The 12,765-nt window shown below is 57.6% G+C and carries 13 protein-coding genes; all 13 read left to right on the top strand.

The window, feature by feature from the left end; translation table 11 throughout:
* The first annotated feature begins 167 nt into the window (after positions 1-167).
* Positions 168-1,409: an FAD-dependent oxidoreductase gene (locus tag NMK_RS05035; protein WP_109014668.1), complete on the top strand. Its 1,242-nt coding sequence runs from the start codon at positions 168-170 to the stop codon at positions 1,407-1,409.
* Between the two features lie 12 nt (positions 1,410-1,421).
* Positions 1,422-1,685: a sarcosine oxidase subunit delta gene (locus tag NMK_RS05030; protein WP_109014667.1), complete on the top strand. Its 264-nt coding sequence runs from the start codon at positions 1,422-1,424 to the stop codon at positions 1,683-1,685.
* Positions 1,682-4,579 carry a 2Fe-2S iron-sulfur cluster-binding protein gene (locus NMK_RS05025; RefSeq protein WP_109014666.1) on the top strand — a complete coding sequence of 966 codons (2,898 nt, stop codon included), beginning with the start codon at positions 1,682-1,684 and terminating at the stop codon, positions 4,577-4,579. Before NMK_RS05030 ends, NMK_RS05025 begins: the two co-directional genes overlap by 4 nt.
* Position 4,580: 1 nt before the next feature.
* The gene (locus NMK_RS05020) at positions 4,581-5,258 is read left to right on the top strand and encodes an aminomethyltransferase family protein (protein WP_109014665.1); all 678 of its coding nucleotides are present in this window, start codon (positions 4,581-4,583) and stop codon (positions 5,256-5,258) included.
* Between the two features lie 30 nt (positions 5,259-5,288).
* A complete protein-coding gene (gene glnT, locus NMK_RS05015; RefSeq protein WP_109014664.1) occupies positions 5,289-6,623 on the top strand; it encodes a type III glutamate--ammonia ligase in 1,335 nt (444 codons plus the stop codon).
* A gap of 34 nt (positions 6,624-6,657) precedes the next feature.
* Complete coding sequence (locus tag NMK_RS05010; protein ID WP_109014663.1) at positions 6,658-7,554, top strand: class II glutamine amidotransferase; 897 nt, start codon at positions 6,658-6,660, stop codon at positions 7,552-7,554.
* Entirely contained in the window at positions 7,542-8,225 is a 684-nt protein-coding gene (locus tag NMK_RS05005) for a GltB/FmdC/FwdC-like GXGXG domain-containing protein (protein WP_109014662.1), read from the top strand. Before NMK_RS05010 ends, NMK_RS05005 begins: the two co-directional genes overlap by 13 nt.
* A 13-nt stretch (positions 8,226-8,238) precedes the next feature.
* Positions 8,239-9,585, top strand: coding sequence for an FMN-binding glutamate synthase family protein (locus NMK_RS05000; protein ID WP_109014661.1), 1,347 nt, complete (start codon positions 8,239-8,241; stop codon positions 9,583-9,585).
* 333 nt (positions 9,586-9,918) lie between these two features.
* Positions 9,919-10,212 carry a hypothetical protein gene (locus tag NMK_RS04995; RefSeq protein WP_227871372.1) on the top strand — a complete coding sequence of 98 codons (294 nt, stop codon included), beginning with the start codon at positions 9,919-9,921 and terminating at the stop codon, positions 10,210-10,212.
* 44 nt (positions 10,213-10,256) lie between these two features.
* Positions 10,257-10,637 carry a hypothetical protein gene (locus NMK_RS04990; RefSeq protein WP_109014659.1) on the top strand — a complete coding sequence of 127 codons (381 nt, stop codon included), beginning with the start codon at positions 10,257-10,259 and terminating at the stop codon, positions 10,635-10,637.
* A 41-nt stretch (positions 10,638-10,678) separates the two neighbouring features.
* Positions 10,679-10,834, top strand: coding sequence for a hypothetical protein (locus NMK_RS18415; RefSeq protein ID WP_181376170.1), 156 nt, complete (start codon positions 10,679-10,681; stop codon positions 10,832-10,834).
* Between the two features lie 22 nt (positions 10,835-10,856).
* Entirely contained in the window at positions 10,857-12,251 is a 1,395-nt protein-coding gene (locus tag NMK_RS04985) for an APC family permease (RefSeq protein WP_109014658.1), read from the top strand.
* Positions 12,252-12,278: 27 nt separating this feature from the next.
* Positions 12,279-12,710 (top strand): universal stress protein, encoded by a 432-nt coding sequence (locus NMK_RS04980; RefSeq protein WP_109014657.1) that lies wholly within the window; start codon positions 12,279-12,281, stop codon positions 12,708-12,710.
* The last annotated feature ends 55 nt before the right edge of the window (positions 12,711-12,765 follow it).

The following is a 12,765-nucleotide window of genomic DNA, read 5'->3' as shown; positions in this document are numbered from 1 at the left end:
CGTGAAAAAAAATTACGGCACCATAAAAAGATTCCTCAGGTGAAAAAAAGTTGCAAAAAGTTGTTGACGGACAGTTACACCTTTGGTTAAATGAGCCCAACAGTTTCATACACGTAAACAAAGTTAATTGTTTTTATGTGTAACCCAAATTAATTCAGGGGAATGCAATGCCGTACAGACTGCTTAAATTCGCGTTGAAGAAAGAGCACGACGAACCGCGCTTTTTCCGTGCTCTGGAAACACCCAAGAAGAGTTATGACGCTGTCATCATCGGTGGCGGTGGCCATGGCTTGGCGGCTGCGTACTACCTCGCCAAGGATCACGGCATTACCAATGTGGCCGTACTGGAACGCGGTTATATTGGTGGCGGCAACACCGGCCGTAACACCACGATCGTGCGCTCCAACTACCTCACGCCCGAAGGTGTGAATTTCTACGACGCCAGCGTGAAGATCTACGAAGGCCTGTCGGAAGAGCTCGATCTCAACCTGTTCTATTCCACCCGCGGTCACTTCACCCTGGCCCACACCGAATCCGCCATGCGCACCATGCGTTGGCGTGCCGAGGTAAATAAGCATGTAGGCGTGGAAAGCTATGTGGTTGGCCCGGACGAAATTGCCAAGGCCTGCCCGCAACTTGATCTTTCCTGTAGCGGCAAGGCACCTATCCTGGGAGCCCTGTTCCATGCGCCCGGTTCCGTAGCACGTCATGACGCCGTGGCCTGGGGCTACGCCCGCGGTGCGGATCGGTTGGGTGTTGAGATTTTCCAGAACACCGAAGTGACCGGCATCGATGTGCAAGGTGGCAAGGTGGCCGGCGTGCAGACCAGCCGCGGCTATATCGCGACGAACAGAGTGCTGTCCGCCGTGGCCGGTTTCACGCCCCGCGTTTGCAAGATGGTGGATGTGAAGACCCCCATCGTGATTCATCCGCTGCAAGCCTGCGTAACCGAGCCCATGAAGCCGTGGCTCGACACCATCCTGGTTTCCGGCAGCTTGCATGTGTATGTCAGCCAGTCTTCGCGTGGCGAATTGGTGATGGGCTCCTCCCTGGATCCGTATGAAGTCCATTCGACGCGCTCGTCGCTAGATTTCGTCGAGGGGCTGACTTCGCACATGCTGGACATGTTCCCCTTCCTATCCAACATCAAGGTCGTTCGTCAGTGGGCCGGTATGGCCGACATGACGCCGGACTTCGCGCCCATCATGGGCAAGACGCCGGTGGACGGGTTCTACCTCGATGCCGGCTGGGGTACCTGGGGCTTCAAGGCTACGCCGATCAGCGGCAAGACCATGGCCGAGACCATTGCCCGCGATAAAGCGCCCGAACTGATCCATTCTTTCCGCCTATCCCGCTTTGAGGACTACGAGCTGACGGGAGAGAAGGGCGCCGCTTCGGTTGGTCATTAAGGAGAGATACGAATGAAACTGATCAATTGCCCGATTAACGGAGTACGCCCAGTAAGCGAGTTCGTCTTCGGCGGCGAACTCCGCGAGATGCCCGATCCCGATCAATGCAGCGATGCCGACTGGGCGACTTATGTACATCACAGGAACGGCGCCCCCGGCTTGAAGAAGGAATGGTGGTATCACGCGCCCAGCGGTACTTGGTTTATTGCCGAACGTAACACGATGACCGAAGAGATCGTTCGCACCTATCTGTTCGGACAGGAGGAAGAAAAATGAGCATGCGTTTGCCCCGCTCGACAGGGGAATGGATCAATCGCGACAAGGTGATCAAGTTCTCTTTCGAAGGCAAGGACTACACCGCTTTCGAAGGCGACACGGTGAGCAGCGCCCTGTGGGCCGCTGGAGAGAGAGCTCTAGGCAGAAGTTTCAAGTATCACCGTCCGCGCGGCGTGCTGAGTTTTGCCAACCATGATGTCAACGTCATGCTGACCGACGGCCTGGATACCAATATCCGCGGCGACGTCGTCACGATTCGCGACGGACAGAAGTTTGTTGCCGTCAACACCGATGGCGGCGTTCGCAACGACAAGAACAAATATATCGACTCCATCTCTCCGTTGCTGCCCGTAGGTTTCTACTACAAGGCATTCCATACTCCGCGCCGGATGTTCCCCTTCTGGGAAAACATCATCCGTAAGGCTGCCGGTCTGGGTATCGTCAATTTCAATTTCCCGCGCGTCACCAAGAGAAAACTGAATAGGCACTGTGATCTGCTGGTGATCGGCGCCGGCCCCGCAGGCTTGTCTGCCGCATTGGTGGCAGCCGAGGCCGGGCTCGATGTAGTGGTGGTCGACGAGAACCAATACGCCGGCGGCAGTCTGAGTTACGACCGTGCAGGATCGGGCGAACTGGCAACCAAGCTGGCCGACCTGCTGAGCATGGTCAACAGGACCCCCAATATCAAGCTCTACACCGGCGCCTATGCAGCAGGCTACTACACCGACCATCTGGTCCCGATCGTCCGTGCGGATGGCATTACCAAGGTGCGGGCCAAGTCCGTCATCGTAGCCAGCGGCGCATTCGAGCAGCCGCCAGTGTTCCGCAACAACGATCTTCCCGGCGTCATGCTGGGTTCGGCAGCCCAGCGAATGATCCATCGTTACAGCACCAAGCCCTTCGATAAAGGATTGGTGGTGACGGCAAACGATCACGGTTATCGGGTCGCGCTGGACCTCATCGAGGCAGGCGTGAAGGTGTTGGCGGTCGTCGATTTGCGCGCATCGGGCCAGAACGCCGATTTGATGAGCAACGTCGTTCGCAAGGGCATTGCAGTACATACCGGCCAATGCGTGTACGAAGCGGTGCCGACGGAAGGCAAGTTCGGCGTCAAGGAAGCGGTGGTTTGCCCGTTCGACGAAGCGACAGCCACTGTGGACACGAGCAAGGCTGTCACCATCCCTTGCGACGGGATCGCCATGAGCGCCGGTTGGGCGCCCGCAGCAGCGCTGTTGTATCAGGCAGGTACCGCAATGCGTTACGACTACACGGTTCAGCAGTTCGTGCCTGCCAAGCTTCCTGCCGGCGTATTTGCCGCGGGCAAGGTCAATGGTGTGTTCGATCTGGCTCAGCGCGTACATGACGGCGCTCGTGCTGCCAACGATGTATTGCGGTACTTGGGTAAGCCCGCGGCAGATGTGGTTGTCTCCGAACATGCAGGCGCTGCGCCCAGCCATCCTTACCCTGTCGTGCCGCATCCGAAAGCGAAGAATTTCGTCGATTTCGACGAAGATCTCCAGCTCAAGGACTTCATCAACGGTGCCAAGGAAGGCTTCGACAACATCGAATTGATGAAGCGCTTCACCACCGTGGGCATGGGCCCTAGCCAGGGCAAGCATTCCAACATGAATGCGATTCGCATCCTGGCTCGCATCCGCGGATTGCCTGTGGAAAAAATCGGCACGACCACAGCTCGTCCGTTCTTCCATCCGACACCTATCGGTCATCTGGCAGGCCGCGGTTTGCATCCGCATCGCTTGACGCCGATGCATGCCTGGCACGAAGAAGCCGGCGCCGAATTCGTGGAAGTCGGTCCCTGGATGCGTGCTGCCTACTACAAGAAACCCGGATTATCCAAGGCTGAGATCGTGCAGGAAGAGGCGCTCGCAGTGCGCCATGCTGCCGGCATCATCGACGGCGGATCGCTGGGTAAGTTCGAACTGCAAGGGCCGGATGCGTCTGAGTTCCTTAACCGGTTCTACACGGGGATTTTCAGCAGCCAGAAAATCGGCGAAACGCGCTATGCGCTGATGCTGGATGAGGCCGGTGTGGTCGTGGATGACGGCGTCGTCTCCCGACTCGGGCTCGAGTCCTTCTATGTCACCGTCAGCACGTCCAACGCGGCTGCCGTGTATCGCGAAATGCAGCGTTGTCTCCAGACCTGGAAGCTCAATGTCGGATTGACCAACGTGACCGGTGCCGTGGGATTGATCAATGTTGCCGGTCCCAAGGCACGCCAGATTGTCGCCAAGACGACTTCTTTGGATATCTCGGACAAGGCTTTCCCGTTCGGCGAAATCCGCGAAACCGAAGTGGCCGGGGTTCCTGCCCGCATCATCCGGGTGGGTTTCGTCTCGGACCTGGCTTTCGAGATTCACATGGCGGCAGGGTATGCACGGCATGTTTGGGACGCCTTGCTGGCTGCGGGTAAAGACGAAGGTCTGCGCCCTTTTGGGACAGATGCGCAGCGCCTGCTTCGTCTGGAAATGGGCAATCACCTCGTGGGACACGATACCGACGGCCTGACCAACCCCTTCGAAATCGGCGCCGAATGGGCCATCAAGATGGCCAAGGGATTCTTCGTGGGCCAGCGCAGCCTGAAGATCATCGCCAAGCGTCCGCTCAAGAAGCGCCTGGTGCCCTTTGTCCTGGATGAAAGCTACAAGGGACAGATGCCGCAGGAGTGCAACCTGGTGATCGAGGACGGCCAGATCAAGGGACGTACCACCAGCGTTTCGTACAGTAAGAGTGCAGGCCGGGTTATCGGCTTTGCGTATGTCGATCCAAATCAGGCAAGTCCAGGGTCCCGATTCAATATCCGGACTGACAGCGGCGTCATGGTCAAGGCGACTGTCGTCAAAGCCCCTTTCGTTAGCCTGCAGCAAGGAGCTTGAGATGCAAAACACTTCAATCATCCAGCCTAGCCCCATCACCTACGGGCATATCGCAGAACCTTCAAAAATCGGGTCTGTGCATGGCATGGCCGTCGCGCTCAAGTTCGGCAACGGCGATGAGGAATCCAAGCGCCGGCAATTGATCGGCATCGCTGATATCAGCTGCCTGTCCCGCTTCGGGGTGAAGGGCCCCAACGCCGTGCAATGGCTCCGGGCGCACAAGGTCGATTTGCCGGAAGAGCGCAATAGCTGGGTCGCCACCAGCAGCGGTGCCGTGGTGCTGCGACTGGGTAACAGCGAGTTCCTCATCGAGGACAGCCCGACCAGCAGCCTCGCCCCATCCCTCGCTTCCGATCCGCCCAAGATGTTCGGCGTTTATACGGTGCGACGTTCGGATGCGTCCCTGGTGCTGAGCGGCAGCCGAGTACAAGAGTTGCTTGCGGAAGTATGCACCCTGGATTTGAGCGAAAAGGCGCTTGGCAAGAATGCCGTGGTGATGACTCAAGTGGCCGGTATTTCCGCCACGGTGCTGCGTCAATCGCTGAACGGTGAAACGGTTTATCGCCTCTGGTGCGACGGTACCTACGGCACGTATATGTGGCACACATTGGTTGAGATCGCAGAGGAACTGGGGGGCGGCGCAGTCGGGCTCTCCAGCTATTTCAAGGAGTTAGCTTAAGTATTTTTAAAGTCATCAAGGGGAATTCTTATGAAGTCACTGGCAGAAGCAAAGAAGTTCATTAAAGAGAACAACGTCAAATACGTCCTGGCACAGTTCGTGGACATTCATGGCGTTGCAAAGGTGAAATCGGTCCCCGCCGATCACCTCGAAGACGTGCTGAAAAATGGTGCCGGTTTTGCTGGCGGCGCCATCTGGGGCATGGGGATTGAGCCTAACGGCCCCGACTACATGGCTGTTGGTGAGCTTGCTACGCTGAGTCTGGTGCCCTGGCAGCCTGGCTACGCACGGATCATCTGTGATGGTCACGTTGAAGGTAAGCCGTACGAATACGATTCCCGCGTGGTTCTGAAGAAGCAGATCGACCGCCTCGCCAAGAACGGCTGGACCCTGTACACCGGCCTGGAGCCCGAATTCTCCCTGCTGCGTATGGATGAGAACGGCACCATTCACCCCTTCGATCCGACGGACAAGCTGCAAAAGCCCTGCTACGACTACAAGGGCATTACGCGCCACGCCGCTTACCTCGAGCGCTTGACCGAATCCCTGCGCGCCGTCGGTATGGATGTCTACCAGATTGACCACGAAGATGCCAATGGCCAGTTCGAGATCAATTACACCTACGCCGACTGCCTGAAGAGCGCAGACGACTACATCATGTTCAAGATGGCGGCGAGCGAGATCGCCAACGAAATGGGCATGATCTGCTCCTTCATGCCCAAGCCGTTCAGCAACCGCCCCGGCAACGGCATGCACATGCACATGTCCATCGGCGACGGCAAGAAGAGCCTGTTCTACGACGATAGCGACCCCACCGGCCACGGCCTGTCCAAGCTTGCCTACCACTTCCTGGCAGGTATCCTGGCACACGCCCCTGCGCTCTGTGCGCTGGCAGCACCTACCGTCAACTCCTACAAGCGTTTGGTCGTGGGCCGTTCGCTCACCGGTGCCACCTGGGCACCGGCGTACATTTCCTACGGCAACAACAATCGCTCGACCATGGTGCGTATCCCCTACGGTCGCATCGAGCTGCGCTTGCCCGACGGCGCCAGCAACCCTTACCTGACCACAGCTGCGGTGATCGCCGCCGGCCTCGACGGCGTCAAGCGCGAACTCGACCCGGGCAAGGGCTACGACATCAACTTGTATGACCTGAGCCCCGCCGAACTCAAGAAAAAGGGTATCGGCGTCCTGCCCCAAGACCTCAACCAGGCACTGAACGCGCTGGAAGCCGACAAGGTGATCCGCGACGCCCTGGGCGACGGCCTGAGCTCGGAGTTCATCAACCTGAAGCGTATGGAATGGGTGGAGTACATGCGTCACGTGTCGGATTGGGAAATCAACCGCTACGTTGAATTTTATTGAGATCGCCCGCTGGGCTTAAAGAAGGAGAAGCACTATGTGTGGAATTGTTGGATTGCTGGTGAAAAACCAGAAAATGCGTGCCGACATCGGCAAGCTGATGCTGCCGATGCTGATCGGCATGACGGAGCGCGGCCCGGACTCTGCCGGTTTGGCGATTTTCGGTGCACCGGTCTCAAATGCTGATCGTAAATTCAGCCTGTATGCCGCTGACGAGGATTTCAACTGGCAGAAGCTGGGTCACGACTTCACCAACCATCTGGGTACGCCTGCCCGTATCGAGCAGAAGGCCAACCATGCCGTGTTGACCACCCACCTCGAGCCGTCCACGGTCCGCGTCTGGCTGAAGGAACACTATCCCAGCCTGCACCTGTTGTCCGTCGGTCAACTGATGGATATCTACAAGGATACCGGCACCCCTGCCGAAGTGGCTGAGCGCTACAGCTTCCAGAACCTGCAAGGCAGCCACCTGGTCGGCCACACCCGCATGGCGACGGAATCCGCTGTGACCCCGGCACACGCCCACCCGTTCACGGCCGGCGAAGACTGGTGCCTGGTGCACAACGGCTCCTTGTCCAACCCCAACAGCATCCGCCGCATGCTCCAGCATCAAGGCATCAGCTTCGAAACGGACAACGACACCGAAGCCGCTTGCCGCTTCCTGGAGTGGCGCATGCGTGAAGGCGACGACCTGCGCACCGCGCTGAACAAGGGTTTCGACGAACTGGACGGTTTCTTCACCCTGCTGATGGGTACCAAGGACCAGCTCGCCCTGGTACGCGACCCGTTCGCCTGCAAGCCGGCCATCGTTGCCGAGCATGACGATTATGTGGCGATTGCTTCCGAATACCGTTCTCTGGCGCACCTGCCGGATGTGAAGAACGCCAACCTTTACGAACCGATGCCTGAGGAGCTTTACATATGGAAAGTCTAGACCTTCACAAGATCACCGTGCGGGAGCTGAACCAATTCCTGCATAAGGAACTGCCAGGAAAGGGTGTCAAGAAACTGGAAATCCTGAACCCGGACGGTGTGCATAGCATCGCGGCCGGCATGGATACCGAGGTCGATATCGACATCCAGGGGCACGGTGGCTACTACGTCGGCGGCATGAACAAGCACGCCAACATTACCGTCCACGGCAACGTAGGTTGGGGCGTCGCGGAAAACATGATGTCCGGCACGGTTCGCGTCAAGGGCTTCGCCTCTTCCGCAGCCGGCGCCAGCGGCCACGGCGGCACGCTAATCATCGAGGGCGATACCAGCTTGCGCTGCGGCATCTCGATGAAAGGCATCGACATCGTGGTCGGCGGCAGCATCGGCAATTTCTCCGGCTTCATGGCGCAAGCCGGTCGCATGGTGATCTGCGGCGATGCTGGCGACGGCCTGGGCGATTCCATGTACGAAGCGGTGTTCTACGTACGCGGCAACATTAAGTCCCTGGGCGCCGATGCTCAAATTGAGCCAATGACCGATGCCGACTATGCCGCTGTACAAGAGTTGCTCAACCGTGCCGGTTTCAAGCACGACCCGAAGGAGTTCAAGCGGGTCGCCGGTGCCAAGAAACTCTATAACTGGAACGCTGACGCGAACCAGGAATATTGATTAGGGAACCATCATGAGCAAAAAATTAGTGTTGGAAGAAAGCGCTGGCTTTAACCAGAAAGTCATCGAGTACGTGCACCGTGCCTCGGCGACCGGCTTGTATGAAATTCGCGGTATGGGCGCCAAGCGCCAGCTGCCGTCCTTCGACGACCTGGTGTTCCTGGCCGGCTCCGCCTCGCGTTACCCGTTGGAAGGTTATCGCGAGAAGTGCACCACGACCACGGTTCTCGGCACGCGTTTCGCCAAGAAGCCGATCGAACTGGCGATCCCCATCACCGTTGCAGGCATGAGCTTCGGCGCCTTGTCCGGCCGTGTGAAGGAAGCCCTGGGTCGCGCCGCGACCGAAATGGGTACCTCGACCACCACCGGCGACGGCGGTATGACCCCGGAAGAGCGTCAGTCCTCCAAGACGCTGGTGTACCAGTGCCTGCCTTCCCGTTACGGCTTCAACCCGGACGACCTGCGCAAGGCTGATGCCATCGAACTGGTGATTGGCCAAGGTGCCAAGCCGGGCGGCGGCGGCATGCTGCTGGGCCAGAAGGTAACCAAGCGCGTGGCCGGCATGCGTACGCTGCCGGTCGGTGTGGACCAGCGTTCCGCTTGCCGTCACCCTGACTGGACCGGTCCTGACGACCTGGCCATCAAGGTGGCAGAGCTGCGCGAAATTACCGACTGGGAAAAGCCGATCTACATCAAGGTGGGCGCCACCCGTACGTTCAACGACGTGAAGCTGGCCGTACACGCCGGTGCCGACGTGATCGTGGTCGACGGTATGCAAGGCGGTACGGCTGCAACCCAGACCGTGTTCATCGAGCACATCGGTATCCCGACCCTGGCCGCATTGCGCCAGGCTGTGGATGCGCTGGAAGACATGAACATGCGCGGCAAGGTGCAGTTGATCGTCTCCGGCGGTATCCGTACCGGTGCAGACGTCGCCAAGGCACTCGCCATGGGTGCAGATGCCGTAGCGATCGGCCAGGGCGTATTGCTGTCCCTCGGCTGCAACAGCAGCAGCTACGTGCAGAACGGTCAGCACATCGATGCCACCGCGGACTACAACGCACTGGGTACCGCACCTGGCTTCTGCCATCACTGCCAGACCGGTAAGTGCCCGGTCGGTGTGACGACCCAGGACGAGATCCTCGAGCAGCGACTGGAGCCGTTGGTAGGTGCCAAGCGTCTCAAGAACTACCTGAAGACGCTGAACATGGAACTCACCACGGTTGCCCGTGCCTGCGGCAAATCCAACGTGCATCACCTGGAGAAGGAAGACCTGGTCGCGCTGACGCTCGAAGCGGCAGCCATGGCCAAGATTCCGCTGGCTGGTACCAACTGGATTCCGGGAGTTTCACCGTTCTAAAGATTTCCATGTTGCAACTCCTCCCGACGTAGCGTCGTCGGTTTTGAAGGGAGCTTCGGGCCATGACGAATATCAAAATGCGAGGTGTTAGCCGAGATATCTGCCGCAAGGCAGGTATCGAGGCGGTTTGCTCAATCTCGCATGGCTCCCTTCTTTCTTTATTCAATGCGGAGGACGAATTCGTTCCTCCGTTTTTTATTTGTGCAGGCGTGTCCTGCGAATGTCGTTTGTAAATCGGAGGCTGTTTTGTAGTTAATTTTTCAATTAAAGGAGGAAATGATGAAGCAGGATATGAAATCGCGGATACAGCGAATGTTTTTGCAGGACTGTGCCATGGCCTGGGTCGACATACTGTTGCTTTGGGGCGCAGTGGGGTTCGTCCTGGTCAGTATTCTCAGTATTGTGCATGACCCCCAGATCAGGTTTGCCATGTATTGCGGCAGCGGGTTGCTGGTCCTTTTCAACACGGCCTCCGTCACCGCAATGACCACCCATTATGCCGAGGACAAGGATTTCATCTACGGTCTCGACATCAAGCATCTCGACGCCAATCGCGCCGCAGCAAAACAGGCAAAAGCCGATGCCGCAGCCGATGCGCTCAACGTTGTCCCGTCTACAACAAAATAAAAAATCCCATTCATCAGTATTAGGTTTGAGGAGAGGAGCAGTCGATGGCTAAGAAATTTATCCCCAAAAAACAGAGCGGATTAGGTCAATTCGTTGACAGTATTTTTATTCTCGTTCTGGTCTACGTCAGTCTTTACATTCCGCTCTGGCTAAAGAGCGAAAGCGCTGCTGCAGCGGCAAACAACGGCCCCAAGCCCACTTGGGAATCGCTGCATCTGCCAGCAGTCATTCAGGAGCAGTGGGTCAAGCTCGGTTACGACGCAGAGAAGGCTGCTGCGCTCATCGACACCAAGTTCGACTATACGATCGATCCCGTCATGTTGCTGGTTACCGCAGCGGTCATCATCGGTTACTTCATCTACATGATTAAGGTTTCGGACAAGCAATACAGGGAAGTTATCGCAGAGAAATTCGGCGATAAGTAACTGTTCAACACACATCTGTATTCATTCCGAAGGGATCAATTATGAATTTCTGGCAAGTATTGAGCTATGCCGCCTGGATCGTATCCGGCCTGCTTTTTTTATGGATGCTGGCAGATCTGGTGAGCGTGGCCAAAGAATATGACGAAGACTTTCTCATGAGTTCGCGGGAAGGTGCCGACGAACTGATGGATCAATAAAGACAAAAGGGAGACATTGGAGATGAGCACAAGTGCTGCAAGCGCCACCGGCGGTGAGCGCATAACCATGTTGAAGGTGCTGAACCCCTTCCATATCTGGGCGTTAGGGGTTGGCATCGTGTTGGTAGGGGAATTCATGGGATGGAATTTCTCTGTCGCAAAAGGGGGGGCTTACGGGTCCCTGATCGCCTGTTGGGTCATCGGGTTGCTGTATACCTGCGTGGCCATGATCGACTCAGAAGTGACTTCGACGGTGGCGGCGGCAGGGGGGCAATATACCCAGGCCAAACACATCATCGGGCCATTGATGGCGTTTAACGTCGGGCTATATCTGGTCATGGCCTATACCATGCTGGAGGCGGCGGATGCGCTGGTCGTGGGCGACCTCATGAAGTCGGGTGCGGAAGCGCTAGGCTACGCCGGGCTCGATACCAAACCGTTCGTGGTGCTGACCATCGCCTTCCTGGCGTGGCTCAACTACCGCGGCGTGTTCATGACGTTGACGCTCAATTTCGTCATCACGCTATTCGCGTTTTTCGCCATTCTGGTCCTGTTCCTCGTGACCGACCCGGTGCATCCGGGCGCCGTGCTCAAGCACAGCGAACTGCTGACCGACCTGCCCTACGGCTGGATCGGTGTCATTGCCTCGTTGCAGTTCGGCATGTGGTATTACCTGGGGATCGAAGGCACCTGCCAGGCCGCAGAGGAAGTACGTTCCGCGGGTCGCGCCATTCCGCTGGGCACCATGGGCGGCATGATGACCTTATTGGTGGCCGCAAGCCTGACCTGGTACATCTGTTCCGGTCTCATGCCCTGGCAATACCTGGGCCAGGCTGTCACGCCGCTGTATGACGCCGCTTCGCTCATCGGCAATACCAAGGTGCAGGTCCTGCTGTTCATCGGCACCATGTTCTCCGCGATCGCCTCGGCCAACGGTTGTATTAACGATGCCGCCCGCGCCTGGTTCTCGCTGGGACGCGACCGCTATATGCCGGTCTGGTTCGGTGCGATCCATCCGCGCTACCGTACGCCGTATCGTTCGATCATTTTCCTGATTCCCATCGCCGTGTCCTTCGCGTTTACCGGCCTGCTGGATCAGGTGATCACCTTCTCCATCCTGTCGGGCTTGCTGGGTTACACCTTCATGTCCATCAACATGGTGAAGTTCCGCAAGAAATGGCCGCTCAACAGCATCAAGCGCGGCTATATCCACCCGTTCCACCCGATCCCGGCAATCACGTTGTTCATCCTCTGCTCTGCGGTTTATTTCGCCACGTTCCTGGGCTACGGCGCATCGCTGCTGTCCATCATGGCGTTCTACATCGTGGCTTCGCTCTGGTTCACTTTCCGAAGGTACCAGTTCGTCAAGCGCGGCGATCAATTCACGATGCCTTGGCCGCGTCCCAAGGGCTATTAAGACCGACTGAGAGAGGGAGAACATCTGATGAACAACAAATTACTCTGTGCCACCGATGGGTCGCACAGTTCAGACAAAGCCGTGGATTACGCCATTGCTCTCGCCGGGAAGACCGGTGCGCACGTGACATTTTTCACCGTGAACCGTATCACCAACAGCGATCTTGCACACCGCTATTTCTGGGATTCCAACATGCTGAACGCGGCGGATGCCCAGATGCAGGATGAACTGCAAGCGGCGATTGCGAAAGCCAAGGCGGCGGGGTTGAGCAATGTCGCTTGTGCGACCGAAGGCGGCCATAACATCGCCGCCTGCATCATCGACTTCGCAGAAAAAAACGGTTACGACCACATCATTACCGGCACTGTCGGCCGCACCGGGGTATCCCGCATGCTGCTCGGCTCCATCGCCCACGACGTCATCGTCAAGGCGCATTGCCCGGTCACCGTTGTGCGTTAATTGGGCCCCTTAATTTAGCTCGGTAATTATGGTGCGGTAGTGCGAGGCGTCGTGC

Source organism: Novimethylophilus kurashikiensis, from assembly GCF_003112435.1.
Lineage (GTDB): Bacteria > Pseudomonadota > Gammaproteobacteria > Burkholderiales > Methylophilaceae > Novimethylophilus > Novimethylophilus kurashikiensis.
The sequence above is the reverse complement of the archived record's forward strand: the minus strand, read 5'-3'. Positions and strand labels throughout refer to the sequence as shown.

Bases quoted from the DNA above. Each gene is read 5' to 3' on its own strand.
- glnT (WP_109014664.1), top strand. From the start codon at position 5,289: ATGAAGTCACTGGCAGAAGCAAAGAAGTTCATTAAAGAGAACAACGTC.
- NMK_RS05025 (WP_109014666.1), top strand. From the start codon at position 1,682: ATGAGCATGCGTTTGCCCCGCTCGACAGGGGAATGGATCAATCGCGAC.
- NMK_RS04990 (WP_109014659.1), top strand. From the start codon at position 10,257: ATGGCTAAGAAATTTATCCCCAAAAAACAGAGCGGATTAGGTCAATTC.
- NMK_RS04980 (WP_109014657.1), top strand. From the start codon at position 12,279: ATGAACAACAAATTACTCTGTGCCACCGATGGGTCGCACAGTTCAGAC.
- NMK_RS05030 (WP_109014667.1), top strand. From the start codon at position 1,422: ATGAAACTGATCAATTGCCCGATTAACGGAGTACGCCCAGTAAGCGAG.
- NMK_RS05005 (WP_109014662.1), top strand. From the start codon at position 7,542: ATGGAAAGTCTAGACCTTCACAAGATCACCGTGCGGGAGCTGAACCAA.
- NMK_RS05020 (WP_109014665.1), top strand. From the start codon at position 4,581: ATGCAAAACACTTCAATCATCCAGCCTAGCCCCATCACCTACGGGCAT.
- NMK_RS05010 (WP_109014663.1), top strand. From the start codon at position 6,658: ATGTGTGGAATTGTTGGATTGCTGGTGAAAAACCAGAAAATGCGTGCC.
- NMK_RS05000 (WP_109014661.1), top strand. From the start codon at position 8,239: ATGAGCAAAAAATTAGTGTTGGAAGAAAGCGCTGGCTTTAACCAGAAA.
- NMK_RS05035 (WP_109014668.1), top strand. From the start codon at position 168: ATGCCGTACAGACTGCTTAAATTCGCGTTGAAGAAAGAGCACGACGAA.
- NMK_RS04995 (WP_227871372.1), top strand. From the start codon at position 9,919: ATGGCCTGGGTCGACATACTGTTGCTTTGGGGCGCAGTGGGGTTCGTC.
- NMK_RS18415 (WP_181376170.1), top strand. From the start codon at position 10,679: ATGAATTTCTGGCAAGTATTGAGCTATGCCGCCTGGATCGTATCCGGC.
- NMK_RS04985 (WP_109014658.1), top strand. From the start codon at position 10,857: ATGAGCACAAGTGCTGCAAGCGCCACCGGCGGTGAGCGCATAACCATG.